Origin of the sequence: Halorubrum sp. SD683 (assembly GCF_002135045.1) — an archaeon.
Classification (GTDB): domain Archaea; phylum Halobacteriota; class Halobacteria; order Halobacteriales; family Haloferacaceae; genus Halorubrum; species Halorubrum ezzemoulense.
In genome coordinates this window covers 4,209-29,992 of the sequence record NZ_NEWJ01000033.1, presented here as the reverse complement: position 1 = coordinate 29,992, position 25,784 = coordinate 4,209, and the positions used below count along the sequence as shown (strand labels likewise).

Genomic DNA, 25,784 nt, shown 5'->3' with positions numbered 1-25,784 from the left:
CATGGCGTTCAGCGAGTGTGTCAAGATTGTCTCCCTGCTTTCGGCCGATCGCCGCGAGAACACGTTCTCGCGGGATCTCTCCCGCTGTTTGCTCACGTAGCTCGTGAAGTTCTTCCAGAGTGATTCCATCCAACCGACCCATTACTATAGAATACGACTATATTGGGAAATACTTTCGCACGACCGTATCACTCGTTTTTGAGGAATCGAGCCGTCCCGGTCTCGTCGGGCGATTAATCCGCGTTGATCCGGCTTAACGGAGTTCCGGATATATACGATCGGAGGGCGTAGACGCCGGTAATGAACCGCTGGATTGCGAGTCTCGTCGTCGCGGCCGTCGCCGCGGCCCTGATCGTCGGAGCCGCCGCCGCCGCGCCGGCGGGCATGGTGACCGCACAGACCGACCCGGGGAACGGGAGCGGTGGGGACTCGGGCGCCGAGAGCGCGAGCGGCGCGAACGCGACGGGCGACCTCAGTCCCGGCGAGCGGCTCGCCGGCGTCGTCGGCGTTCAGGGCGCGGAGATCGAGGGCGAGGTCGAATCGCGAGCGTTCGAGGTCGCGCTCCGGGAGTCCGAGACCAACGAGAGCCGCGCCGCCGTCGTCGCGGAGCGGCTGAACCGGACCGCGGAGCGCCTCGCGGAGCTGGAACAGCGACAGGACGAGCTCCGCGAGCGCCGCGAGGCCGGGGAGCTGAGTCAGGGCGCGTACGCCGCGCGGATGGCGACGACGACCGCGCGGATCGAGACGCTCTCGCGGGGGCTGAACCGGAGCGCGAGCGCGGCCGCCGAACTCCCCGCCGCCGTCCGGAACGAGACGGGCGTCGACAACGAGCGGCTGGCGACGCTGCGCGAGCGCGCGAACGAACTCAGCGGCCCCGAGGTCGCCGCCATCGCCCGCGGCGTGGCGGGCAAAGACGTCGGCGGACCGGTCGCCCCCGGGCGGCGCGGCCCGCCGGGCAACGGGACCGCACGCGGCCCGCCCGTCGACGCCGGCTCGCCCGGGATGGGGCGGCCCGGAGGGGATTCGGGAAATCGATCGGCCGGGCCGCCGGGAGCGAGCTCGGGGAACGGATCGATGGGAACGCCCGGGGCCGGTTCGGGAAAGGGTCCGGGCGGTGAGCCCGGTAACGGGTCCGTCGGACCGCCGGCGTCGGGGAGCGCGAACGGGACCGGAGCCGTCGCCGCGGACGGCCCGAACCGGTCCGACCCCCCGGGATCCGGCACCGCGACCGGCGGCAGAGCCGGCAACGCGTCGACCGGCGGTCCGACTGACCCGGGGAGCGAACCTGGGGGTGAAAGCGGGCCGAGCGATGACGCCTCCGACGGAAACGGTTCAAGCGATGGCGCCTCCGACGGAAACGGTTCAAGCGATGACGCCTCCGACGGAAACGGTTCAAGCGATGACGCCTCCGACGGAGACAGTTCGAGCAACGATAGCTCTGACGGAGGCAGTTCGAGCGGCGCCTCCGACGGAAACGGTCCGAGCGGCGGCCCCGACGGAAACAGTTCGAGCGGCGGCGCGGGCGCCCCGCCGACGACCGTCGGCAGTCCGTCTCGCCTCGATGCGTGAAGTCGGTGGCGCCGTGAACCCGCACACACCCGCCGCCCCGCTGGCGGCGGCACCGCGTAACCGTTCCGCATGGGAAGGAATTTACCGGCTCTCCGTGTGGCGTAGGACGTGAAGCGAGCGCCGGTCCTCCTCGCCGTCGTCGCACTCCTCGGGGCCGTCGGTCTCGCCCTCGCCGCCGGCGGCGCGGGCGCGGTCCCGTTCGAGGGCGGCTTCGCACAGATGGACGTCGAACCGGACGACGTGTCGATGGCGGTCGCCGTCCAACCGGACGGCGACGCGCAATGGACCGTCGAGTACCGGATCCGGCTCGGCACCGACGAGGAGGAGCGGGCGTTCGAGCAGCTTCGCGCCGACGTGGAGAACGACACGGACGCGTACACGGCCCGGTTCCGCGACCGGATGGCCTCGACCGCGGCGACCGCCGAGTCGGCGACAGGGCGCAACATGACCGTGTCGAACGCGACCGTCACCGCCGAGCGGCGCGAACTCCCGCAGGCGTACGGCGTGTTGACCTACCGGTTCGAGTGGACGAACTTCGCCGCCGTCGACGGCGACCGGCTGCGCGTCGGCGACGCGGTCGACGGGCTGTTCCTCGACGGCTCCTCGTCGCTCATCGTCGCGTGGCCGGACGGGTATCGCCTCGGAGAGACGACGCCGGAGCCGAGCGAGGTCCGGGAGGAGTCCGTCGTCTGGAACGGTCCGGTCGACTTCTCGGCCGGCCAACCGCGGATCGCGGTCGCACCCGCCGGGCCGCTCTCGGGGGTGCCGACCGCCGGGCTCGTCGCTCTCTTCGCCGTGCTCGTCGTCGCCGGAACAACCGCCTATCGGCGGCGCAACGCCGGGGACGACGGCGGAGAGGGAGTCGTCGCGACCGACACGGCGGTCGGAAGCGAGACCGCCGGGAGCGAGACTGCCGCGAGTGACGAGACTGCCGCAAGCGGCGAGTCGGGACTCGGCGGAGACGGCGACGCGGACACCTCCGGTGAGAGCGACGACGAGGCGGACGCGGCGCCGACCGTCGACAGCGACCTGTTGAGCAACGAGGAGCAGGTGCTTCGCCTCATCGAGTCACAGGGCGGTCGGATGAAACAGAAGCAGGTGGCCGAGGAGCTGGACTGGACCGCCGCGAAGACGAGTCAGGTGGTGACGGGGCTCCGCGACGAGGGCGACCTCGACGGCTTCCGGCTGGGGCGGGAGAACGTCCTCTCGCTGCCGGAGTTCGAGCCGGACGGGGATGCGAGCGACGAGGACGCGGAGAGCGAGGTTGGCGACGACGCCGGGGGAAGCGACGCCGACGGAGGCGACGGGAACGACGCCGCCGGGAGCGACTGATCGGATCGACGACGGGCCGAGACCGGGCGGTGACAGATCCGGCTACAGATCCCGGGAACGGCCGATATGACACAGTTCACCGCCACACTCGCACTCGCCCGGCGAGTCCGTTCGCCGACCGCATTTGAAACACTCGTACACTTCTTCGCCGTGATGCTCGTATTCTGGTCGCATATCTGCGCATACGGTTCCATGGTACATAGACCCACACCTAATATTCTTTTGATAATATAAATCTGATATCGCACAGCGGTGACGGAACGATCAGAAAGAGGCCGATCACGGAGGACGACGGCGCGCACGGCCGCGGCTCTCGGTCGGAAGACGATTCGGTAGAAGAGCCGGAGGAGGGATTTGAACCCTCGACCTATTCCTTACGAAGGAATCGCTCTGCCAGCTGAGCTACCCCGGCGCTCATCACACAATTCCCGGACGGAAAAATAAGGGTTCCGAAACGGGGACGCAACGGGGACGCGGCGGGAGCCGAGCCGCGCGCTGGAAGCGACGCGCGCGCCCGATACGAATAAGACGAACGTCACAATCGTTCCCATATCACATCTATAAACACACAGGAAACCAGAACACAATACAATTGTATAAGGAAAAAGACTAAATACTCGTTCGGACTTCAATTTGAATGTGCTGACACCGTCCGCGTGCCGAGACGGCGGGGATCGAATCCCTCGGCGGTGCGTGCCCGGTCGGAGCCCGTACCGGGCGGCAAGGGTCTCGTCGGTCGTCTCCCCAACCGCGACTCGGCGCGGCCGTCATCCCCAGTAGCGTTCCGCCGCGGCTACCGTGTGAAACGCGTCACCGACGCGCCAAGCGCAAAATCGCCTCTGGTCCGCCGACCGTCGCCGCGGCCGCTTGTCATGTGACGGGCCCCGGCCGCTCCGCCCCGACCCCCCTCGGGGCGGCGCGGCGTTTTCGCTGTCTCGACGACGGATCGCGAGCGGCGCCGCCGCTCTCCGTCCCGTTCGACGCTACGCGAACAGCCGCCGCGCGCGGCGCACCGCGGCGGAAAGGCCGCCGTATCCGGCGCCGACGACCCCCGCGAGGCGCACCTCGGCGGGCGCGACGCCGAGGCGGTGTGAGACCGGACCGGGGCGCGCGTCGGCGCCCGCGATCGCGACCGTTCGCCCGCGGACCCTGACCTCGGCGGTGAGGTCTCCCAGTCGCAGTTCCCTGACCGCGAGGTCCGAGGCAGCGTCGCCCGGGAGGCGGCGGGCGACGCGGAGGGCGTCACCGACGCTCTCTACTTCGAGGAACAGGCGCCGCTCGGTAGCGTGGACCGACACATCGACCCCGTCGACGGAGAGCGTCAGGTCGTCGGTCTCGACTGCGAGGGCGGCGTGAGACTCAGTCCCGCTCACGGGTCGTGACGCGGACGCCGCCGTCGACGCGCCACTCGGCGTGTTCGACGTCGTCTCCCGTCCCGCTCGGCACCTCGACGGTCATGTCCTCGAACTGGTAGTGTATCTCGGCGTTTCGACCGGTCAAGCGGTCGTAGAGCCCCATCGCCAGCTCCGGCCACGTGGTCGTCTCGTCGATTCGCTCTTCGGGGTCTGCGGCGTCGCTCATACGAACACATGTTAGATAGTCACACTCATAAGTATATTCCCTGACGTGTCTGCCTCGGTTCGTCGGGCGCGCGGAGCGGCCGGATCAGTCGGCGTCGCGCGTCAGGCGAGCGTCGAGACAGACGTTGTGCTCGTGGGGGGCGTACGACCGGACGACCCGCTCGGTCTCGACGGTGACCGCGTAGTCGTCGCCCGCGGCCGCCTCGATCGCGCGCCGCCCCGGGCCGAACGGGTCGTCCTCGTGTTGGATGTCGTAGTAGTGGATCACGCAGTCGGCGCCGGCGAGCGCGACGGCGGTGTCCAAGAACTCGTCCGCGGAGTGGGGGAGGTTCATCACGAGGCGTTCGGCGGTGTCCGCGTGCGAGTCGGCGAGGTCGCGCACGTCGCCGCTGATCGCGGTCACCCGGTCGGTGACCCCGTTGGGCGCGGCGTTCTCGCGGAGGTACTCGACCGCGCGCTCGTTGAGATCGCAGGCGACCACGTCGGCGCCGCGGGACGCCATGGGTACCGCGTACGGGCCCACGCCGGCGAACATATCGATCGCCGACTCTCCGGGGTCGACCTGCTCGGCCACGCGGTGACGCTCGGTCGCGAGCCGCGGGGAGAAGTACACCGCGGCGACGTCGAGCGCGAACTCGTGGCCGTACTCGCGGTGGACCGTCTCCGTGTCGTCGCCGACCAGCACGTCCCAAGAGCGGACCCGCAACTCGCCCTCGATCGGCGACGCGCGGTTGAGGACCGTCTCGCAGGGCACGTCGGAGGCCGCGACGGCGTCGGCGATCTCGCGGGCGCACTCGTCGTCGTCCTCGTCGACGATGACGATGTCACCGAGCCGCTCGATAGAGGGCTCGTATCCCAGGATGTCGGCGGGCGTCGTGGGGCGGTCCCGTCGCTCGGCGTCGCGCTCGACGATCCGGTCGGCGAACGCAGCGGGCACTAGTTCGCGGTCCGCGACGGGGATGTAGATCATCTCGCCGTCGACGGCGATCTGGTGGTCGCCGTCGAGGGCGTCGGCGTCGGCGAGCCGGCTCCGGACGGTCTCGCCGCGCTCGCGGGCGACGGCGACGCAGGGGACGCTCATCGTCGGAGGGACGCGGTCGAGCGAATAAACGGTGACGCTTCGCGGGCCGGACGGCGGGGACCCGAGCGGCCGGAGTCACTCCGCCGGCTCGGCACCGCTCGCGGCCGCGACGGCGTCGAGCAGCTCCGCGTCGTCGACGTCGTCGGCGACGGGGACGACGCGGTCCGCGGCCGCCGCGACCTCGGCGTTCGGGCCGTTCGCGGTCGGGGCGACGCCGCCGTCCGCCGCGACCACGAGCGTCGCGTCGGCGTCGGCCGCGAGGTCGCGCGCCGCAGCCAGCGCCTCCGGGGAGGGGTCCTCGAATGGGGGCGCCGTCACCGCTGTCGCGCCCGCGTCCGCGGCGGCGCCGGCGGCCGCGTCTCCCTCGGGGACTACGCCGACGGAGGGCTCGTGGCCCGCGGCGGCCAGCCGGGCGACGACGCGCGCGCCCGACCGCCCCGAGCCGATCACGTGGACGCTGCGCGGGTCGGCGTCGCTCTCCGGGAACGCAGTGACCGCGGGCGTCCCGGTGGCCGGGTTGCGACCGACGAACGCCTCGGCGTCGAAGGCCGCGCCGACGGCGGACGCCGATAGCACCGACTCGGGCGGCCCGGCGGCCTGAACCCCGCCGTTCGCGATGACGACCACCTCGTCGCAGTAGCGGGCCGCGGCGTCGAGGTCGTGGATCGCGGCGATCGCTCCCCGGTCGCCGCCGTCGACGAACTCGCGGACCAGTTCGAGCGTCTCGACCGCGTGGTGTACGTCGAGGCTGGCGGTCGGCTCGTCGAGGAGGAGGAGCGGCGCCGCCTGCGCCAGCGCCCGCGCGAGCAGCACGCGCTGGCGCTCGCCGCCCGAGATCTCGGTGATCGACCGGTCGGCGAAGCGCTCGACATCGGCGGCCGCCATCGCGGCGTCGACCGCGGCGTCGTCCTCGGTCCCGTGCGCGTCGAAGCGCCCGAGGTGGGGCGTCCGACCCATCTCGACGACGTGGCGCACCCGGAAGTCGAACGAGAGGTTCGTCGTCTGCGGGACGCTCGCGACGCGCCGACCGACCTCACGGGCCGACAGCGACGACGCCGGGTCGCCGCCGAGGCGCACGGTCCCGGCGTCCGGCTCGACCGCGCCGGTCACCGCGCGCAGCACGGTGGTCTTCCCGGCGCCGTTGGGCCCGACAAGGCCGACGAGCGAGCCGGGCTCGACCCGGAGGTCGACGCCGGAGACGACGTCGAGGTCGCCGAACGAGACGGCCACGTCCGCGGCCGACAGCAGCGGCGCGTCGCCGAACGAGAGCGCCGTGTCGGGGAGGGCCTCGGAACCGTCGCCGCCGCCCGCGGCCGACTCCGCCGCGTCGGCCGCGCCCGTCGTCTCGGCGTCGACGGTGGGATCCGCACTCACAGCTCCGTCACCTCCCGGGTCACAAGCAGGTAGACGAAGAATGGCGCGCCGACCGCGGCGGTGATGATCCCGACCGGGTACTCCGCGGCCGCGGAGCGCGCGACGGTGTCGGCCGCGACGAGGAACGTGCCGCCCGCGAGTGCCGCGGTCGGGAGCAGCGTCCGGTGGTCGGGCCCGACGACGAGCCGGAGCATGTGGGGGACGATGAGGCCGACGAACCCGATCACGCCGGCGAACGCGACCCCGGCGGCCGTGACGAGCGCCGAGGCGGCGAGCAACACCCGCTTCGTGCGCTCAACCGCGATCCCCAGCCCCCGTGCCTCCTCCTCGCCGAGCAGGAGGACGTTGAGGTCGCGGGCGTACGCGAGCAGCAGGAGGAACAGCGGCGGCACGACGGCGGCGGTGACGGCCACCTCGCTCCACGCCGCGCCCGAGAGGTGGCCCATCAGCCACGCGACGATCTGCCGGAGCGACTCCCCCGCTTGGAGCTGGAGGTAGGAGACGACCGCGCCGAGGAACGTCTGGACCGCGACGCCGGCGAGCAGGAGGGTAGCGACGGGAGTCCGGCCGTTCCGGGTCGCGATGGCGTACACGCCGAAGGCGGCGACCAGCGCGCCGACGAACGCGAAGAGGCTCGTCCCCGCGCCCCGCGAGAGCGCGACCTCGACGGGGCCGACGAGCGGGAGCGCGACGGTCGCGGAGAGCGCGGCGGGGAAGACGATGAACGCCACCGCGCCGACCGCCGCGCCCGACGAGACGCCGATGATCGACGGGTCGGCCATCGGGTTTCGGAAGAACCCCTGCATCACCGTGCCGGCGGCCGCGAGCGCGAAGCCGACGAGCGCGGCGAGCAGGATCCGCGGGAGCCGCACGCCCACGACGATCCGCTGGTGGACGGAGTCGACGGGGAACGCGAACGGCGACGCGAACGCGAGGTCGACGCCGGGGAGCGTGAGGGGACCGACGCCGGGGACCGGCAACGGGCCGACGCCGCTCGCGCTCGCTTCGATTCCGGACGGCACCGCGAGCGCGTTCAACACCGACTTCACCACCGTCTCAGGCGGGATACGGACGGGACCGATCGCGGCGCTGACGACGACGACGACCGCCAGCAGCGCGGCTATCGCCGCCGACCACGCCGCCGAGCGGGCCCAGGGTCGCATGCGTTCTCCAACACAACTTGTAGTAGATAAATACTTATTGGACGAGTCCGGTCCTCAATTCGATGCGAAATAGCTTCGCAATTGCGATGGCCGCGTTGGTGGCGACCGCCCTGATCGGCGGCGTCGCCGGGACCGCCGCGGGCGCACAGCCGACAATAGCGACGGACAGACCGAGCGCGAGCGCGCAGTTGACCGGGGGCGCGCAACCGGCTGCGGGCGCGCAATCGGCTGCGGGCACACAGCCGGCGGTCGGGTCCGCGGCCGGGGCGGGGGCCGCCCCCGCACAGACCGACGGCGCCTGCGGCTTCCCGCTCAATGCGACCGACGCGACCGGGACCACGATAACGCTGGAGGAGCGTCCCGAGCGGATCACGACGCTCAACCCGTCGGCAGCGCAGACGCTGTGGGAGCTCGGCGAACAGGACCGCGTCGTCGGCGTGAGCCGGTTCGCGCTCTACCTCGACGGCGCCGAGGAGCGTGCGAACGTCTCGGCCGAGTTCGGCGCGAGCGTCGAGCGCGTCGTCGACACCGAGCCCGACCTCGTGCTGGCGCCGAACTCCTCGGCCGCCGACGTGGGGCCGCTCCGCGAGCAGGGGCTCAAAGTGTACCACTTCCCGGCCGCGACCTCGATCGACGACATCGCCGAGAAGACGGAGACGATCGGTCGGCTCGTCGGCGCGTGCGACGCCGCGAGCGAGACGAACGAGGAGATGTACGACGCGGTCGACGCCGCGGAGAACCGGACCGCCGGCGTCGACCGCCCGGCCGCGCTCTACCCGCTCGGCGGCGGCTACGTCGCCGCGAACAACACCTTCATCGACGCGATCATGAACGTCGGGGGCGCCGACAACGTCGCCGCGGAGTACGAGGCGTACCCGCAGCTCTCCGACGAGGTGATCCTCCAGACGGACCCCGAGCTAATCCTGGTCACCGACCCCGAGGCCGCGATCTTGGCGGAGGAGCCGTACGCCAGCACGACCGCTGGCGTCGAGGAGAACTACGTCGTGATGAACGTGGACTACCTCAACCAGCCCGCGCCGCGCAGCGTGATCCGGTCGACGACGACGCTGTCGAACGCGGTGGTCGAGCTACAGGAGGAGGGCAGCGAGTCGACGGACGGCACCGAGAGCGGCGAGTCGTCGGACGACGGCTCCTCCGACGGCGACTCGTCCGGGAGCGATGATACGTCGGACGGCGGCGACTCCTCAACCGACGGCATGGACGGAAACGAGACGGACGCGGGCGGCAGCGACGGCGACACGGGCGCGGAAGTCCCCGGATTTGGTGTCGTCGCGGCCGCGATCGCGCTGCTCGCCACTGGCCTGCTCGCGCGGCGCGATTGAATCGAATCGGTCGCTGACCGCCGGTTCCGTTTCTAAATCCCTTGTCCCATCAGGTGGCTGCGGAGGACGTCGGGCGTCTTCAGCCCGGCGTCGCTGTTGAGGAGCACGACGGTCTCGTCGCCGTCGAAGAAGCCCTCCTCGGCGAGCGCCCACGCGCCGGCGGGGGCCGCGCCGCCCGTCGCGCCCATCTCGACGACCTCGTTCTGCGCCACGGCGACCGCGCTCGCGAGGATGTCGTCGTCGTCGACGCCGACCGCGGTCCCGCCGCTCTCGGTGACCGCCTCGACTGCCGCGGCGCCGCCCGCGGGGTCCGGAATCTCCAGTTCGCCGCAGATTGTGTCGGGCGTCGACCACGGTTCGGGCTCGTCGAGGCCGCGCTCGACGGCGGCCGCGATCGGCGCGCAGCCGGACGCCTGCGCGGCGACGACCTTCGGGGTGTCATCGACCGCGCCGATCCGGGCCAGCTCGGCGAACCCCTTGTTGACGCCGGCGACGACCTCGCCGGATCCGGTCGGGACGACGACCACGTCGGGGGTGTCACCGAGGTCGGCGACGAGCTCGAACGCGATCGTCTTCGCGCCCTCGTGGCGGTACGGCGTGGCGAACTCGCCGAGGTCGGTGTAGTCGGTCGCGAGCTGCTCGTCGACCGCGTCGGCCGCGTCGGGGAAGCGCCCGCCGACGACACGCATCTCGCCGCCGTGGACGTTCGTCATCGACTTGTTCGAGAAGGCGCACCGCGAGGGGACGAACGCGTACGACCGCAGGTCCGCCCGGCCCGCGTACGCCGCCATCGATTGCCCGGCGTTCCCCGGGCTCGCGCAGACGAGCGGCTCCACGTCGCCGCCGGCGGCGGCCCGGGCCGCCACCGCGGTCGTCGCGAGCGAGAGGCCGCGGTCGAGGACGGTCCCCGTCGGGTTGCGCCCCTCGTCTTTGACGTACACCGCGTCGACGTCGAGCTCGTCCGCGAGCCGGTCGGTGGCCACGAGCGGCGTCCCGCCCTCCCCCGCGGTGAGCGCGCCGTCGGCCGGGAACGGGAGCAGGGCGTCGAAGCGCCAGTGGCCGCGCGCGGTCGCGGGCGCGGTCCGCGCGTCGCCGCTCGCGCCGCGGGCCGCCGGGTCGAAGAGGTCGTCGGGGTCGACGGCGTCGTAGTCGTAGACCGGGTCGAGTCCGCGCGCCCGCTCGTCGTCGTCGATGGCCGCCGCGTCGGCGGTCTCGTGGACGCGTCCCGACGCCCGACTCTCCAGCCCGCGAAACGCCGGCGTGGTCTCGAAATCTGCCATACCGAACCTTGCGGCGGCGGCGACTAATCGCTTCGCACTCGGGTGCGGATGACCGTCTCGACGAGACCCCGAACCGCGGTGACGCGAGGCGCTGTGCGGTCGCCGTCGGGCGGGGCTTCGGAGTGGACTGTGTCGATCAGCGATTTATCAGAAGCAACGCGGCCGAGCGGCTGTGGCTTCGCCAATCGAATCGCCTCGACCCGCCGCCGCTTATAAACCCGCGACCCGATACGGCACATATGAACGGAAACGCCACGGTCGTCGGCGGCGGGCTCGCGGGGCTCGTCGCGGCGACCCGACTCGCGGAGGCGGGCGCGGACGTGACGCTGTACGAGCGACGCCCCGAGGTCGGCGGGCGCGTGCGGACGGAGACGGTCGACGGGTTCACCGTCGACCGCGGCTTCCAAGTCCTCTTCTCGAGCTACCCCGCCGTCGAGCGCGAACTGGGCGCCGACGGGCTCGACGACCTCGACCTGCGGACGTTCGCGCCCGGTGCGACGATCTGCCGGCCGGGCTCGCGCTCGACGCTCGGCGACCCCCTCCGCGACCCGCTGTCCGCGATTCCCTCGCTTTTGAACGACGAGGTCTCCTTCTCCGACAAGCTCCGGACGCTCGCGCTGCGGTACGACCTCGGAAACCGCGACGAGGGCGAGTTCTTCGCCGGGCGCGACGCCCCGATCCGCGAGTACCTCCGCGACTGGGGGTTCGCCGACGACTACGTCGAGAACTTCGTCGAGCCGTTCTACGGCGGGATCACCTTAGACCGGAGCCTCTCGACCTCGAAGCACGTCTTCGAGTACACGTTCCGCGCGATGGGCCGTGGGTCGATCGGCGTCCCCGCCGAGGGGATGGCCGCGCTCCCCGCCGCGCTCGCCGACCGCGCCCGCGAGGCGGGCGTCGATATCGAGACCGGCGGGGACGTGGAGGCGGTCCGGATCGCCGGAGGGGGCCGGATTCCCTTCCGAACCGGAGCGGCCGACGCGGACGGTGCGACCGTGGAACTCGCGGACGGTACGACGCGCGAGACGGACGCGGTCGTCGTCGCGACCTCGCCGCCGGAGGCCCGGCGGCTCACCGGCGTCGAGTCGGTCCCGACCGAGGGCGTGCCGAACGTGACCGGGTGGTTCGCGCTCCCCGCGGGCGAGTCGTTCGAGACGGGCGGCCGGATCCTCCTCAACGCAGCCGACGAGTCGCCGAACGCGGTGGTCCCGATGTCGGAGGTCGCGCCCGAGTACGCGCCCGGCGACCGCGCGCTCCTCGCGGCGACGTTCCTCGGGCAGGAGTCGCTCGACCGCGACGAGCGCGACCTCCGCGACGACGTTCGGGACGCGCTGGACGCGTGGTTCCCCGACCGCGACTTTGGCGGCTTGGAGACCCTCGACGTCCACCGGATCCGGTTCGCGCAGTTCGCGCAGCCGCCGGGCGTCCACGCCGACCTCCCGAAGCCGGACGACCCCGAGGGCCCGGTCGTCCTCGCCGGCGACTACACGGAGTGGTCGTCGATCCAAGGCGCCCTAGAGAGCGGCCGGAAGGCGGCGAACGCGGCGGGTGGGCACCTGTAGCCGGCCCGGTCGCCTCGCGGCCCCCTCACTCCTCTCGCAGGAACGCCTCCTCGCCGCGTTCCGCGACGGCCGCGAGCAGGTCGTCGCGCTGACGGCGGGTCTAGGGCGAGAGCCCGGCGAACGCGTGGTCGAACATCGCGGCGGGGTCGGCCTCAACCGACTCCGCCGCGTCGATCGCCGCGGCGACGACGTCGTCCGCCTCCTCGCGGATCGCCGCGACGCCATCGTCGTCGATGCGATCCGTCTCGCGGAGGAACGTCTCCATGCGGCCGAGCGGGTCGAGCGCGCGCCACGGGTCAACGTCGTCGGCGTCGCGATAGGCCGTCGGGTCGTCGGCGGTCGTGTGGGCGCCGAACCGGTACTCGACGAACTCGATGAGGACCGGACGCGGGTCGTCCGCGGTGCCGTTGCCGCCCACCTCGTCGCCGCCGTCGCCGTCACCGCCGCGTCGGGCACGCTCGGCAGCCTCCCACGTGACCGCGTAGCTGGCGAGCGGGTCCATGCCGTCGGCGCGGACGCCGTCGAAACCGTACGCGGTCGCCTTCCCGGCGAAGGTGTCGCTCGCGGTCTGTCTCCCCCTCGGGACCGAGATCGCCCACCCGTTGTTGTGACAGCAGAATACCGTCGGCGTGTCAAAGACGCCGGCGAAGTTCATCGCCTCGTGGAAGTCGCCCTCGCTGGTCGCGCCGTCGCCGAAGTGGCAGGCGACGACGCGGTCCTCGTCGCGGTGGGCGAACGCCCACGCGGCCCCGACCGCGTGCGGGAGGTGGGCCGCGATGCCGATGTTCAGCGGGAAGACGTTGCCGTCGGCGATCGCTTCCGTCCCGGCCTCGTGGCCCATCCAGTAGGGGAGGTACTCGGAGAGGAGGTCGCGGACGACGGCCGCGCCGTGCTCCCGGTACTGGTAGCTTATCAGGTCGCGGTCCGCGAGCGCGTGCGTCGACCCGACGGCCGACCCCTCTTGGCCCGCGCAGGGCGCGTACGTCCCGATCCGGCCCTGTCGCTGGAGGCTGACGGCGCGCTCGTCGAATCGACGCGTGACGACCAGATCGCGGTAGATAGCGCGGAACCGCTCGTCCGAGAGGTCCGGCACCGTCGCGTCGGGCAGGGGACTCCCGTCCGGCCCGAGCACGCGATAGACGTCTTCGTCGGCGAGCGGATCGGTCGCGCCGTCGCCGGCGTCGTCGACGCCGTTCTCGTCCATGCGCAACGAGTGTGCGCCGCAGTCACAAGGAGTTAGCGGTCGCGGCGGCCGCCGACGCCCGCCGGCTCCGTCGCCGGAGGTACGTGATCGGGAGCCCGACGAGGACGCCGGCGACGGCGACCGCGCCGAGTACGAACCCGACCAGCAGCCGCACGGGCCCGGCGGCGAGCATCTCGAGTCCCCAGATGACCACGAACCACGCCGTCCAGAGCGCGCCGGTGAGGAGCGCGGTGAGCAGCCCGAACGCGGCCCCACGGAGATACGTGGGCGCGTCCGGCCGCTCGACGAGGGCCCACCAGACGAGCGTCCCGACGACGAGCGCCGGGGTCGCGAGGAGCGGCATCCCGGCCGCGGGCGGGAGACCGACCACGTCGGCGAACAGGCCGAGTACGTCGGCGAGCAGCAACGCAGTGAGGGCGGCGCAGCCGAGCGCGTACACGCCGGCGTAGAGCGACCACCGCCGAGCGGCGGTGAAGCGGGAATCGGCGGGGAGGGCAGTTTTCATGTCGTATTTCCCCGAGCGCCGGGCTAAATGTCTTCCCGTTGTCCGGTCGCCGGTCACCGGACCGTGGTCGTCACCTCGAACGGGTACGCCCCGCTTTCGCTCGGGGCCTGTCCCGAGACGTCCCACGGGACGAAGAACAGGCCCCGGGCCGCGACGCGGTCCGGCTGTCGGAGCCGGTTTTAGGGCGTGATCACGGCACGGCCGTCGATCTCGCGGTGTTCGAGCTTCTCGGCGACCGCGTTGATCTCGCCGAGGTCGTACCGGCTGGTGTGGAGGTCGACATCTCCCTGCTCGACGAGCGCGACGAGCTCCTGAAGCTCCGCGTACCGCCCGACGATGTTGCCGACGAAGGAGAACTCGCCGTTCACCAGCGCCTGCGACGGCTCGTGGACGTGCCCGCCGTAGCCGATGACGTGGTGGTCGCCGCCGCCGGCGGTGATGTCCGGCGCGTAGGCGGTCGTCACGTCCTCGCCGACGAAGTCGAGCACCTGCGCGGCGCCCGTGCCGTCGGTGACCCCCGCTATCTCGGCCGCCACGTCGGCCTCGCTCGGGTTCACCAGGTGGTCCGCGCCGTAACTGTTCGCCAGGTTCAGCGCCGACTCCTTCAGGTCGACGGCGGTGATCTTTGCCGCGCTCATCGCGTTCAGGCACTGGAGCCCGATGTGACCGAGCCCGCCGACGCCGATGACGACGGCGTGGTCGCCGGGGTTCAGCTCCGCGACCGCCTTCTTGGCCGCGTGGTACGCGGTGATGCCGGCGTCCGCGTGCGGCGCGATGTCGATCGGTTCGACCCCGCTCGGCAGCGGGATGACCGCTCGTTCGCTGGTGTGGAGATACTCGGCGAAGCCGCCGTCGTGAGTCAGCCCGTTGAACGCGCTGTTCTCGCAGTGCATCGTCTCGCCGAGCCGGCAGGGGCGACAGGTCCCGCAGGTCTGTACCGGGTGGCAGATCACCGGGTCGCCGGCGGAGACGATCTCGACGTCCTCGCCCGTTTCGACGACCGTCCCCGCGTTCTCGTGGCCCAGCGTCAGCGGCAGTTCCTGCGGGACGTACTCGGCCCACATCCCCTCGATGATGTGGTTGTCCGTCTGGCACCAGCCCGCGCCCTCGACCTCGACGACGACGTCGTCCGGCCCCGTCGCCGTCGGCCGGTCGACCTCGTCGATGGTGAGCCCCTCGCTCATGTCGTCGGTGTACTCGTGGAGTCTGGCTGCTTCCATGTGGGAACGGTTCGCACCGCGTGAATCATAAACGTTCGTTATAGTCTCTCGCCCGACGAGAGGGCGAGGAGATCCACGTCGCCGGCGGTGGGGTTCACCCGTGACACCCTCGGCGAGGCGCTCCCGTGTTTGTCCGGTGCTGTACGCACGGCGGGGCAGAACCGCTCACAACAGCCGGCGGAACTCGCCGAGCGGCGGGAACCGGAGGGCCTCTCCCGCGTCGCCCGCATCCGCACCGCGGCCCGAGCCCTCCGACGGGGAGTCGACCACGACCGGCGCGAGGCGGTCCGCGTCAGTCACGAGCGGGGAGTCGAACGCGTCGGCCCGCATGTCGTTGACCGCCACGCCCGGTGCGAGGCGGGTGAACGCGGGCAACACGAGGAGGTCGGCCCCGCGGTACGTTCCGGGGCCGCGGAGGAAGCAGGGCCGGCGGTCGCCCTCGATCTCGATCGTCGGGTGGACGTGGCCGATCACGTAGCGGTCGGCGTCGGTCGAGGGCGACTCGTGCCCGTGACAGACGACCGTTCTCGCGACGTGCGTGGCGTCGGCGTCCCGGTCGCCGCTCTCGCTCAGAACGAGCTCCTCGCGGGCCCGCCCGTCCCAGCGGCTCGGCAGGGCGGTGTCGTGGTTGCCGGCGACGAGTTCGAGGGCGGCACCGCGCGTCTCGCATGCGCCGCGGAGGGCGTTCAGTGTGCCGAGGGTCCTGTCCGTGACTCGGTCGAAGGTGTGGACCACGTCGCCGGCGACGGCCACGGTTCCGGGATCGAACCGGTCGAGGAGGGTGCCGAGCCGGTCGGTGAGGTCCGCGCGCTCGCCGAGCGGGAGCGAGACGGCGGACGCCTCGCCGCGGCCAACGTGGAGGTCGGCGACGACGAGGGCGTCGGCTCCCGGGAGGTAGACAGCGCGGTCCGCGAACGTCGGCCCCGACTCGTGAGCGCGGTCGCTCACCGCCCGTACCCGGACGAGCGCTCGCGGCGACGGCCCGCGTCGCGGTCCGCGTCGCCGCCGCCCGGGCTCGGTCCGCCGTCCGCGTGGTTGCGGGCGGTCGCGTACGCCTCGCGGACACGGCGGAACGACTCCTCGTCACCGCCCTGGTCCGGGTGCGTCTCCTTGACGCGCTCGCGGTACGCGCCCTTCACCGCGTCGATGTCGGCGTCGCGGTCGAGGCCGAGCTCGTCGAACGCGTCGCCGACGGGGTCCGCGCGGCCGGCGCGGCCGCGAGCGGTCGAGCGCCCGGCGGCCCGGTCGGCGCCGAATCGCCCGCCGAAGCCGCCGGCGCCGGATCGGCCGCCGCCCGAACCGGACGAGTCGTCGGTCGCCCAGTCGGGCTCGTCCACGTCGAACGGGAGCCGGCGACCGAGCCCGCGGCCGGGCATCTCGTGTTCACAGAGGACGGTGTAGACGCCCTCGCCCTCCAGCCGGAAGTAGTCGTGCGCGTCGAAGGTGATCGCGACCCCGCGGTCCGGGAGGTAGAAGGGGACCGACACGCCGTCGAACGCGTGGTCCTCGTCGAAGCGCTCGCCGGCGGCGTTCAGGTACGTCCGGATCTCGCGGCGGCGGCGGTCGTCGCCGGCGGCGCCGCGGCCGCCGGTCGACGCGGCGGGTGCCGGGACGAACCGGTCCCCGAGGTAGAACGCGAAGGCGACCACGGCGGTGGCGACCCCGCCGAGACCGACTCCCCAGAGGACCCACCGCGGCACCAGGCTCGTGAACTCGGCGAACACACCCGCCGTAGCGGCTCCGCGGTAATCAACCTCCCGCCGCCGGTCGGCGGCGACGCTCGGCGGTGACAGTCGGCGGCGGATCGCGAGGAGAAACGCGGTGAGGCGGTCGACCGACTCAGAGCATCCCTTTCGCGTCGAGCCCGTCGATGATGTCGTCGACGAGCGACTCGGCGTCGTCGTAGGGGAACTCCTGTTCGCTGCCGAGCTTCGCCGCCATCTCCATCGCGGTGAAGCTCACGTCGCCGGCCTCGAACTTCGTCGCCGGACCGTCCGGGAGGGCCGGGACGAGGTCCATCTGGTTCTCGACGGGGAAGTCTGCGCCGCCGAAGGCGTCCATGAACTGTTCGCGGAGTTCCGCTTTCACGTCGCTCATACACACGACATCCCGAGAGCGACCGCAAAAGGGTTGCGGAACAACGATAAACGTATTTAGGGTTGTCGGATGCGCGCTCGCCGACGCGGCGGGGTCGACCGGTGGAGCGGTCCCGAAGGCCGACGGTCGTGCCGGATCCTGCGGACCTTTGTCGCTGGCGCGTCAGGTGGGCGCATGGCGCGCGAGTTCGACTTCGACTTCGACCTGCTCCGAGAGCTGACCGAGGCCCGCGGCGTCCCGGGCTACGAGGACGACGTGCGCGACATCGTCCGCCGCGAGTTCGTCGACAGCGCCGACCACGTCCGGACCGACGCGATGGGAAACGTCGTCGGGACGATCGAAGGCGACTCGGATTACTCGGTCGCGGTCGCGGCCCACATGGACGAGATCGGCTTCATGATCCGGCACGTCACTGACGAGGGGTTCGTCCAAGTCGACCCCCTCGGCGGGTTCGACGCCCGCGTCCTGCGCGCACAGCGCGTCACCGTCCACGGCGACGAAGACCTGACGGGCGTCATCGGCTCCGTCCCGCCGCACACGCTCACGGAGGAGCAGCGGGAGAAGGACGACGAGGTGAAGGACGTGTTCATCGACCTCGGGCGCGACGCGGAGGCGGTCGAGGAGTCGGTGAGCGTCGGCGACCTCGTCACCCTCGACCAGACCACGACGCGTATGGGCGACCGAGTCACCGGGAAGGCGCTCGACGACCGGATCTGCGTGTTCGCGATGCTGGAGGCCGCCCGCCGGATCGACGACCCGGCCGTGACGATCCACTTCGCGGCGACCGTCCAGGAGGAGGTCGGGCTCCGGGGTGCGAAGGCGCTCGGCGTCGACATCGACCCGGACCTCGCCGTCGCTCTCGACGTCACCGTCGCCAACGACGTGCCGCAGGTGGGCGACCCGGCCGACGCCGTCACCGACCTCGGCGAGGGGACAGCGGTGAAGCTGAAAGACTCCTCGGTGATCGCCAGCCCGAAGGTCCACAGCCGACTCACGGAGGTCGCCGAGGACGAGGGGATCGACCACCAGCACGAGGTGTTGCCCGCGGGCGGCACCGACACCGCGGGGTTCCAGAACACGGCGGGCGCGAAGCCCGTGGGCGCGATATCGATCCCGACGCGGTACCTCCACACCGTCACCGAGACGGCCGACGGCGGCGACGTGGAGGCGACGGTCGACCTGCTGACGGCCTTCTTGGAGTCCGAGACGGGCGATCACGACTACACGCTCTGAGGCGAAGTTAGTCGTCGCCGGGCGCGGCCGGACCCGGATCTCGGGCCGCGCGGTGCGCCCCGCGCGCCTGCCACGCGAACCCGGTGGTCGCGAACGCGATGAAGCCGGCCGCGAGCAGGAACCCGGTCTCGGTGGTCGTCCAGTCCATCGTGGTCCCGACGAGCACCGGCCCGACGACCTGTCCGACCTTCCACGAGACGGAACGGAGGCTCATCGCGCTCGCGACGGAGTCGTACGCCTCGCCCTCGTCGACGAACAGCGACATGCTCGCCGGCAGCCGGATCGAGTCGGCGACCCCGAGCAGCGAGTAGGCGGCGAACAGCGCGAAGAAGGCCCCGCCGAGCGTCTGGGAGTCGCCGAGGTACGAGACGGTGACCGGCGCGACGGTCCCGTCGAAGTACGCCGCGAGGGGGATGATCGCCGTGCCGACCCCGTACAGGAGCGCGCCGACCGCGACGAACAGGTAGGTGCGGTCGTAGCGGTCGGTGAGGTCCCCGACGAACCCCTGCGTGAGCGCCTTCGTCGTCTTCCCGCCCGCCATGATCCAGCCGATGGCGAACGCGGAGATGCCGAACGTCGTCCGCGCGTAGATCGGGAGGAAGATGATCACTGCCATCTTGCCGACGCTGAACGTGAACCGGAAGAAGACGAGCGCGCGCAGCATCGGGAGGCCGAGCAGCGACCGGAACGTCTCGACCCCGCCGGCGTCCTCGGGGTCCTTCCGGCCGCCGGGGTTGTCGCGCAGGAACGCGAACACCAGCACGAACGCGGCGAGCGTGACGGCGGTCAACACGACGTACGTCTCGGAGAAGCCGTAGGCGTACAGGAGGTAGCCGCCGACCAGGTCGCCCGCGAGCGACGAGAAAGAGGCGAACTGGTTGTACGAGCCGAGCCAGCGACCCTGCTCGTCGTCAGGGCTGATCTCGCCGATCACCGTCGCGCCCGTGATCCAGAGGACGCTCGCGCCGAGCCCCTGGACCATCCGCACGAGGATGATGTGAACGGAGCTGTCGACCAGCGCGAAGCCGACGAAGACGCCGACGTTGATTAGGAAGCCGCCGAGCAGCCACCGCTTCGCGTTGCCGGTGTCCACCCACCGGCCCAAGGGGAGGACGATGACGAGCTGGACGACGGCGAACGCGGTGCCGAACAGCCCCTCGATGAACCCCGTGGTCCCGAACAGGTCGGCGTACAGCGCGAGGGCGATGAGGATCGTCGAGTACGCCTGACTGCGGGCGAACGCGGTCCCGGCGAGCGCCGCGAACTCGCGGTCTCCGAGCAGCCGTACCGAGTTGCCGAACTGCGCCACGGTGGTCTCCGTCCGGAGATAACGAGACTGGGAGAGAAAAGCGGCGCAGATCCGGCGGTCCGCGTGGGGTTATCGTTTCAACATTTCGATACGAAAGGCGGGCGCGGCGGGTGTCCTCTCCGCCGGGACGCCCGTCCGACCCGATCGGCATCGCGGGCCGCACACGGTACAACGACAGGGTCGCGCGGTGCCGACCCGGGGCGCGCAGGTTCTCAGACTGTAACAACGTCCGGTTGCTTAATACGAAAGCGTAGATGAATTCGACTACATTCGTATGCGTCGTCGACAGTACGTGCGGGCGCTCGGTCTCGGCGGTGTCGCCTCGCTGGCGGGCTGTGCGGAGCAGACCGAGGAGCCCGCCGCCCGCCGCGGCTCGGTGACGCTCGCCACCGCCACCACGGCGTACGACAGCGGGCTGCTCCCCGTGCTGAACCGCGGGTACGCAGACCGGTTCGGAGCGTCCGTGGAAGCGGTCGTGCGCGGGACCGGCGCGTCGCTCCGCACCGCCCGCGACGGGGACTGCGACGTGGTGCTCGTCCACGCCCGGCCGCTCGAGGACGAGTTCATCGCCGAGGGGCACGGGATCAACCGGCGCAGGGTGATGGTCAACGACTTCCTGCTCGTCGGCCCGCCCGACGACCCGGCGGGTGCCGCCGGAAGCGACCCGCTGGCGGCGTTTCGGGCGATCGCCGAGACGGAGGCGACGTTCCTGTCGCGGGGCGACCGGTCGGGGACGCACATCCGCGAGCTCCGGATCTGGGACGAGGCGGGGCTCAGTCCCGGTGGCGAGTGGTACCGCGAGACCGGCCAAGGGATGGGCGAGACGCTGACCACCGCCCGGCAGTCGGGCGCGTACACCCTCGTCGACCGCGGCACCTTCCTCGCCGTCGGCGACGACGGCGTCCTGGCGCGGCACGTCGAGTCCGGAATCGACGACCCGCCGCCGCTGCTGCGGAACGAGTACGCCGTCATCCCGGTCAACCCCGCTCGGCACGACGTGGCGTACGCGCGGGCCATGTCCTACGTCGGCTACCTCACCGGCCCCGGACAGTCGCGGATTGAGAAGTTCCGGGTCGACGGGGAGCGGGCGTTCCGTCCGCTCGCCCGCTCGCCCGACCCCGAGTTCGAGCAGTACGTCCCGAGCGACTGGGAGGGGTGACCCCTAATCGTGCCGGAAGCAGCGCGACCCGGTGAACGCCATCGCCATGTCGCGCTCGTCGGCGGCGGCGATCACGTCCTCGTCGTTGACGGAGCCGCCGGGCTGGATGACGGCCTCGATGCCCGCGTCGGCCGCCTCCTCGACCGCGTCCGGGAACGGGAAGAACGCGTCCGAGGCCATCACGGCGCCATCGGCGGACTTCCCCTCCGCGTCCTTCTCGGCCTTCATCGCCGCGAGCGTCACGGCGTCGACCCGGGACACCTGCCCCATGCCGACGCCCACCGTCTCGGTGCCCGTCGCGAAGAGGATCCCGTTCGATTTCACGTGCTTCAGCGTCTTCCAGGCGAACAGCATCGTCTCGACCTGCTCGTCGGTCGGCTCGCGCTCGGTGACGACCTCCAGGTCGGCGGCGGTCGGGGACTGCCGGTCGCGCTCCTGGACGAGGCGGCCGCCGACGACCGGCTTCTCCGTGAACCGCTCCGAGAAGCGGTCGTCGCCCGCGCCGAGCGGACCCACGTCGAGGACGCGGAGGTTCTTCTTCTCCCGGAGCACGTCGAGCGCGCTGTCGGTGTAGCCGGGCGCGACGACGACCTCCTTGAACGAGTCGGCGACCGCCGTGGCGGTGTCGGCGTCGCACTCGCGGTTCAGCGCGACGATGCCGCCGAACGCGGACTTCGCGTCCGTGCGAAGCGCGCGATCGTACGCGTCCGCGAGGTCCGACCCGACCGCGCAGCCCGCGGGGTTGGTGTGTTTGATCACCGCGGCCGCGGGCTCGTCGAACTCCTTGACGAGGTTCAGCGCGGCGTCGGCGTCGTTGTAGTTGTTGTACCCCATTCCCTTCGCGCCGGGGTTCAGCTGGGCGGCGTCGACGACGCTCGCCTCCTCGCAGCCGTCGTCGACGTACAGCGCGGCGTCCTGGTGGGGGTTCTCGCCGTACCGCAGCGTGGCGGTGCGCTCCTCGGAGACGAAGCGTCGCTCCGGGAAGTCGCCGCCCACGTCGCCCGCGACCGTGACGCGCTCCGGGCTCCCCTCGTCGTCCCGCTCGACGGTCACGCGGTCCTCGGCGAACCAGCGGACTGCCCGCGGGTACGCCGCGAACTCGGCCTCGCGGAGGACGCGCGCCTTCAGCGAGTCGGCGTCGTCGTCCTCGTACACCGGGATCGGTTCCTGGGTGACGACCGGCCCGGCGTCGACTTCCTCGGTGACGACGTGGACCGTACAGCCGGTCGTCCGGACGCCCGCGTCCAACACCTGCTCGTGGGCGTCGGTGCCGGGGAACGACGGTAGCAGCGAGGGGTGGACGTTCAGCGTCGTCGGGACGGCGTCGAGGAACTCATCGGTGAGCACGCGCATGTAGCCGTCCAGGCAGACGAGGTCGACGTCGTAGTCGGAGAGGCGCTCGACGACCCGACGCTCGTGCGACTCGCGCGATTCGCCTTCCTCGCGCTCGACGACCTCGGTCGGGATCCGGCGCTCGGTCGCGGCCTCCAGCACCGGCGCCTGCTCGCGGTTCGTCAGGACGACCGACAGCTCCGCGCCGCCGGGCGCGGCGTCGGCGATGTGTCTGAGGTTCCGTCCCCGGTTGCTCGCGAGTCCCGCGATCTTCATACGCGAACGTCCGACCGATGGGGTATATCGATTGCGGTCCGCACCGCTGTTGTATCCACATCTGCGGATCGGAACGGGCGTCTCGTGCGACCCGACGGCGGTTCGGATCCACGTCCGTGCGTCACCCTATCGACACGCTTTTGCTGGCGCCGCGGGCAGTCGCGGACATGACCGACAACTCCGAACCGACGGCGGACGACGCCATCGCGGGGCTGTCCCGGGCGGACCCGCTCGCGGCCGTCTCGCCGCTCGACGGCCGCTACGCAGACCGGACGGCGCCGCTGTCCCCGTACGCGAGCGAGGCCGCGCTGATGCGCGCCCGGACCCGCGTCGAGGTCGAGTACCTGCTCGGGCTGGGCGCGCTCGACGCGACGCCGATCGCCTTCGACGAGGCGACCGCGGCGGCGCTCCGCGAGGTGTACGAGGCGTTCGACGCCGAGGACGCGCGGCTGGTCAAGGCCCTCGAGACCGAGGGGGCCGCGGGGTACGACGCGACCAACCACGACGTGAAGGCGGTCGAGTACTTCCTCCGCGTCCGGCTGGCGGACATCGCGGAAGGCCCCGACGCGCCGCTCGACGACGCGGAGTCGCTGTACCCGTGGATCCACTTCGGGCTCACCAGCGAGGACGTGAACAACCTCGCGCAGCGCCTCCTGCTCAAGCCCGCGGTGAGCGAGGTGATCGTCCCCGCGGTCCGCGAGGTTCGCGACGCCTTAGTCGAGCTGGCACACGAGTACCGCGACGCGCCGATGCTGGCGCGCACCCACGGCCAGCCGGCGACGCCGACCACGTTCGGCAAGGAGATGGCGGTGTACGCCGCGCGGCTCGGCCGCGCGCTCGGCCGGGTCGTCGTCGCGAACGAGGACCTCTCCGGGAAGCTCGCGGGCGCCTCGGGCACCTACGCGGCCCACCGCGCCGCCTACCCTGAGGTGGACTGGCGGGCGTTCTCCGCGTCGTTCGTGCGCGGCCTCGACCTCGAACACACCGCGCTCGCGACGCAGGTGAACCCCTGCGACGACCTCGCGGCGCTGTTCGACGCGCTGCGGGGCGTCAACAACGTCCTCCTCGATCTGGACCTCGACGCGTGGCTCTACGTCTCCGACCGATACCTCGGGCAGGAGGCCGTCGAGGGCGAGACGGGGTCGTCGACGATGCCTCACAAGGTGAACCCGATCGACTTCGAGAACAGCGAGGGGAACCTCTCGGTGGCGAACTCGGACCTGACGTTCCTCGCCGACTACGTGACGAGCTCGCGGCTTCAGCGCGACCTCTCCGACTCGACGGTCAAACGCAACGTCGGCGCCGCGCTGGCACACTGCCTGATCGGCTACTCGAAGGCCGCGGACGGGCTCGCGACGGTCGTCCCGAACGAGACCGTCATGTGCGAGGAGCTCGACGCGACCCCCGAGGTGATCGGCGAGGCCGTCCAGACGATCCTGCGCCGCGAGGGCGACACCGAGGCCTACGAGCGCGTGAAGGCGCTCTCGCGCGGCCGGTCGGTGACGCTCGACGACTTCCGGGAGCTGTTCGCGGACCTCGACGTCGACGACGAGGTCCGCGCGGAACTGGCGGCGCTGACGCCCGCCGGCTACACCGGGCTCGCCGACGAGCTCGTCGACGGGGTCGGCAACGCGGGCGGGTCGACGAACGAGTAGCGACGCTTCAGCGCTTGCGAACGTCGATCTCTCGCGTCGCGATCCCCTCGTGGTCGACGAGGCGGCGGTACTCCGCGGCGAGGGCTGTCGCGTCGATCGCTGTCGGTCCGGCGTCGGGACGGACGGGGGAGCCGATCCGGACGTACGTGACGGACACGTCGTCGAGGGCCGCGTCCAGCGAGAGCGCGAGCCCCCGGGCGGCCGGCGCGACCGCCCCCCACTCGACTTGCGCCGTCACGGGCGGCTCCGCGAACGTCGTCCCGCTGAAGAGGACGGTCCCCTCGGTCTCGCGGAGGTCCGGCAGCGCCGCGCGGACGCACGCCATCGACCCGGCGACGCGCACGTCGAAGAGTTCGCGGAGCCGGTCGGCGCTCGCGTCGTCGACCGGGTTCCCGCCGCCGCCCGACGCGTTCAAGACGAGCACCTCCGCGGGACCGAGCTCGTCGCGAACGCGTTCGAGGGCCGCCTCGACGGCAGCGTCGTCGGTCACGTCGGTCGGGATCGCGACGGCGTCCCCGCCGAGGTCCGCAGCGAGCGTGCGCACGTACTCCTCGGAGCGCGCCAGCAGCGCGACCGCGAACCCGTCGTCGTGGAAGCGCCGCGCGACGGCGGCCCCGATTGTCGGGCCGACGCCCGCGATCACGGCGACTCGCGTCATACCTGAGCGGGGCGGCCGGCAATCATATACCTTGGGTTGCGGCGGGTGAGGGCACAAGGCGTTTACCGCTCGCTCGCGGATCCGGGCCCGATGCCCTCCGAAACCGACGACGAGACGTACTCGATATTCGGCGACGACGAACTGATCGAGAACGAGGCCGATGACGAGCGCGAAAACCGGCGAAACGACTCCGGCGGCCGCGGCGACGGGTCCGGGTCCGACGACCGCCGCGACTCGCTCGGCGGGAGCGGCGAGGACGGCTGCCCGAAGTGCGGCGGCACGGAGACGGAGACCGACGAGATCGCCACCAGCGGGACTGGACTCACCAAGATGTTCGACGTCCAGAACCGGAGCTTCGTGGTCGTCTCCTGTGCGAACTGCGGCTACTCCGAGCTGTACAAGGGCCAGTCGTCGGGCAACGCGATCGACTTCTTCCTCGGGTAGGCCGCGGGGTGACGACGGACGGCCCGAACCCCCGCCGAGCGATCGACTTTTCTCGGGAGCGCAACCAGCCGCGGTATGGTCTCCGTCCGACCGCTCGCGTCCCTCCCGGTCGTCGCCGCCCCCGCCCGGTACCCGTACGCCCGGCGGTTCGGCGAGGTGAATAGTGACCCGGTGCTCTGGACGATCGACGCCGCGCCCGAGGCCGCCCTCGCGACCGCGCTCGGGATCGTCGGCCTGCTCGCGGTTTCCACCTGACGAACCTGATCGCGGGTGGCGCCCGGCTGATGGCCGTCCCGCTGCTCGGCGTCGCGGCCGGGCCCGACGCCGGCGCCGTGCGCGCACGCGACCGCGGACCCGCCCCCCGGCGACCGGCACGCGCCGGGCCCGCCGACCCCGTCCGCCCGCCCC

23 protein-coding genes, 1 tRNA gene and 1 pseudogene are annotated in these 25,784 nt (G+C 71.6%); 9 read left to right on the top strand and 16 right to left on the bottom strand.

Translation table 11 applies throughout. The features are described 5' to 3' along the window. Window positions 1–300: 300 nt before the first annotated feature. Both B9G49_RS09845 and B9G49_RS09840 read left to right on the top strand, forming a co-directional pair. The gene (locus B9G49_RS09845) at window positions 301–1,569 is read left to right on the top strand and encodes a hypothetical protein (protein WP_086216238.1); all 1,269 of its coding nucleotides are present in this window, start codon (window positions 301–303) and stop codon (window positions 1,567–1,569) included. A gap of 108 nt (window positions 1,570–1,677) precedes the next feature. Continuing rightward, entirely contained in the window at window positions 1,678–2,901 is a 1,224-nt protein-coding gene (locus B9G49_RS09840; RefSeq protein WP_086216237.1) for a hypothetical protein, read from the top strand. A 339-nt stretch (window positions 2,902–3,240) separates the two neighbouring features. Here the strand turns inward: B9G49_RS09840 and B9G49_RS09835 are convergent. The 6 genes from B9G49_RS09835 to btuC form a co-directional block, all read right to left on the bottom strand. Beyond that, a tRNA-Thr gene (locus B9G49_RS09835) sits at window positions 3,241–3,313 on the bottom strand. A gap of 571 nt (window positions 3,314–3,884) precedes the next feature. Next, entirely contained in the window at window positions 3,885–4,274 is a 390-nt protein-coding gene (locus tag B9G49_RS09830; protein ID WP_086216236.1) for a peptide ABC transporter ATP-binding protein, read from the bottom strand. Continuing rightward, entirely contained in the window at window positions 4,261–4,482 is a 222-nt protein-coding gene (locus tag B9G49_RS09825) for a hypothetical protein (protein WP_049932832.1), read from the bottom strand. The genes B9G49_RS09830 and B9G49_RS09825 overlap by 14 nt, the downstream gene beginning before the upstream one ends. Window positions 4,483–4,566: 84 nt before the next feature. After that, complete coding sequence (locus tag B9G49_RS09820) at window positions 4,567–5,562, bottom strand: class I SAM-dependent methyltransferase family protein (protein WP_086216235.1); 996 nt, start codon at window positions 5,560–5,562, stop codon at window positions 4,567–4,569. 75 nt (window positions 5,563–5,637) lie between these two features. Then, window positions 5,638–6,810, bottom strand: coding sequence for an ATP-binding cassette domain-containing protein (locus tag B9G49_RS09815; protein WP_394334818.1), 1,173 nt, complete (start codon window positions 6,808–6,810; stop codon window positions 5,638–5,640). Between the two features lie 122 nt (window positions 6,811–6,932). Next, window positions 6,933–8,099, bottom strand: a complete 1,167-nt coding sequence (gene btuC, locus B9G49_RS09810; RefSeq protein ID WP_049932834.1) for a vitamin B12 ABC transporter permease BtuC — start codon at window positions 8,097–8,099, stop codon at window positions 6,933–6,935. A 62-nt stretch (window positions 8,100–8,161) separates the two neighbouring features. Here btuC and B9G49_RS09805 point away from each other — a divergent pair, with 62 nt between their 5' ends. Further along, window positions 8,162–9,442, top strand: a complete 1,281-nt coding sequence (locus B9G49_RS09805) for a PGF-CTERM-anchored ABC transporter substrate-binding protein (protein ID WP_086216233.1) — start codon at window positions 8,162–8,164, stop codon at window positions 9,440–9,442. Window positions 9,443–9,474: 32 nt separating this feature from the next. Here B9G49_RS09805 and B9G49_RS09800 read toward each other — a convergent pair whose 3' ends face one another. Beyond that, complete coding sequence (locus tag B9G49_RS09800) at window positions 9,475–10,722, bottom strand: pyridoxal-phosphate dependent enzyme (protein ID WP_049931062.1); 1,248 nt, start codon at window positions 10,720–10,722, stop codon at window positions 9,475–9,477. A 239-nt stretch (window positions 10,723–10,961) separates the two neighbouring features. Here B9G49_RS09800 and B9G49_RS09795 point away from each other — a divergent pair, with 239 nt between their 5' ends. Then, complete coding sequence (locus B9G49_RS09795; RefSeq protein ID WP_086216232.1) at window positions 10,962–12,284, top strand: NAD(P)/FAD-dependent oxidoreductase; 1,323 nt, start codon at window positions 10,962–10,964, stop codon at window positions 12,282–12,284. A 25-nt stretch (window positions 12,285–12,309) separates the two neighbouring features. On the opposite strand, the pseudogene B9G49_RS09790 reads toward B9G49_RS09795, so the two are convergent. The 6 genes and pseudogenes from B9G49_RS09790 to B9G49_RS09765 form a co-directional block, all read right to left on the bottom strand. Continuing rightward, a pseudogene (locus tag B9G49_RS09790) lies at window positions 12,310–13,488 on the bottom strand (thiamine pyrophosphate-dependent enzyme). Between the two features lie 22 nt (window positions 13,489–13,510). Continuing rightward, complete coding sequence (locus B9G49_RS09785; RefSeq protein ID WP_086216231.1) at window positions 13,511–13,993, bottom strand: hypothetical protein; 483 nt, start codon at window positions 13,991–13,993, stop codon at window positions 13,511–13,513. A 179-nt stretch (window positions 13,994–14,172) separates the two neighbouring features. Next, the gene (locus B9G49_RS09780) at window positions 14,173–15,213 is read right to left on the bottom strand and encodes an NAD(P)-dependent alcohol dehydrogenase (RefSeq protein ID WP_086216230.1); all 1,041 of its coding nucleotides are present in this window, start codon (window positions 15,211–15,213) and stop codon (window positions 14,173–14,175) included. A gap of 165 nt (window positions 15,214–15,378) precedes the next feature. Beyond that, on the bottom strand, window positions 15,379–16,161 hold the full coding sequence (locus B9G49_RS09775) for a metallophosphoesterase (protein ID WP_086216229.1): 783 nt from the start codon (window positions 16,159–16,161) through the stop codon (window positions 15,379–15,381). Then, window positions 16,158–16,937, bottom strand: a complete 780-nt coding sequence (locus B9G49_RS09770) for a J domain-containing protein (RefSeq protein ID WP_086216228.1) — start codon at window positions 16,935–16,937, stop codon at window positions 16,158–16,160. The genes B9G49_RS09775 and B9G49_RS09770 overlap by 4 nt, the downstream gene beginning before the upstream one ends. A gap of 115 nt (window positions 16,938–17,052) precedes the next feature. After that, window positions 17,053–17,310, bottom strand: a complete 258-nt coding sequence (locus B9G49_RS09765; RefSeq protein WP_049931076.1) for an MTH865 family protein — start codon at window positions 17,308–17,310, stop codon at window positions 17,053–17,055. A 174-nt stretch (window positions 17,311–17,484) separates the two neighbouring features. Here B9G49_RS09765 and B9G49_RS09760 point away from each other — a divergent pair, with 174 nt between their 5' ends. Then, on the top strand, window positions 17,485–18,543 hold the full coding sequence (locus tag B9G49_RS09760; protein WP_086216227.1) for a M42 family metallopeptidase: 1,059 nt from the start codon (window positions 17,485–17,487) through the stop codon (window positions 18,541–18,543). A gap of 7 nt (window positions 18,544–18,550) precedes the next feature. On the opposite strand, the gene B9G49_RS09755 is transcribed toward B9G49_RS09760, so the two are convergent. Further along, window positions 18,551–19,852 carry an MFS transporter gene (locus B9G49_RS09755; RefSeq protein WP_086216226.1) on the bottom strand — a complete coding sequence of 434 codons (1,302 nt, stop codon included), beginning with the start codon at window positions 19,850–19,852 and terminating at the stop codon, window positions 18,551–18,553. Between the two features lie 274 nt (window positions 19,853–20,126). On the opposite strand from B9G49_RS09755, the gene B9G49_RS09750 reads away from it, so the two are divergent. After that, window positions 20,127–21,011: a substrate-binding domain-containing protein gene (locus tag B9G49_RS09750; RefSeq protein ID WP_086216225.1), complete on the top strand. Its 885-nt coding sequence runs from the start codon at window positions 20,127–20,129 to the stop codon at window positions 21,009–21,011. Window positions 21,012–21,014: 3 nt separating this feature from the next. On the opposite strand, the gene purH is transcribed toward B9G49_RS09750, so the two are convergent. Next, on the bottom strand, window positions 21,015–22,619 hold the full coding sequence (gene purH / locus B9G49_RS09745) for a bifunctional phosphoribosylaminoimidazolecarboxamide formyltransferase/IMP cyclohydrolase (protein WP_049931084.1): 1,605 nt from the start codon (window positions 22,617–22,619) through the stop codon (window positions 21,015–21,017). 167 nt (window positions 22,620–22,786) lie between these two features. Here purH and purB point away from each other — a divergent pair, with 167 nt between their 5' ends. Beyond that, complete coding sequence (gene purB, locus B9G49_RS09740; RefSeq protein ID WP_086216224.1) at window positions 22,787–24,274, top strand: adenylosuccinate lyase; 1,488 nt, start codon at window positions 22,787–22,789, stop codon at window positions 24,272–24,274. A gap of 7 nt (window positions 24,275–24,281) precedes the next feature. On the opposite strand, the gene B9G49_RS09735 is transcribed toward purB, so the two are convergent. Continuing rightward, on the bottom strand, window positions 24,282–24,932 hold the full coding sequence (locus tag B9G49_RS09735; protein ID WP_086216223.1) for an SDR family oxidoreductase: 651 nt from the start codon (window positions 24,930–24,932) through the stop codon (window positions 24,282–24,284). A gap of 90 nt (window positions 24,933–25,022) precedes the next feature. On the opposite strand from B9G49_RS09735, the gene B9G49_RS09730 reads away from it, so the two are divergent. Together B9G49_RS09730 and B9G49_RS09725 are read left to right on the top strand one after the other, a co-directional pair. Beyond that, on the top strand, window positions 25,023–25,376 hold the full coding sequence (locus tag B9G49_RS09730) for a zinc ribbon domain-containing protein (protein ID WP_086216222.1): 354 nt from the start codon (window positions 25,023–25,025) through the stop codon (window positions 25,374–25,376). A 75-nt stretch (window positions 25,377–25,451) separates the two neighbouring features. Then, entirely contained in the window at window positions 25,452–25,631 is a 180-nt protein-coding gene (locus B9G49_RS09725; protein WP_086216221.1) for a hypothetical protein, read from the top strand. Window positions 25,632–25,784: the final 153 nt, after the last annotated feature.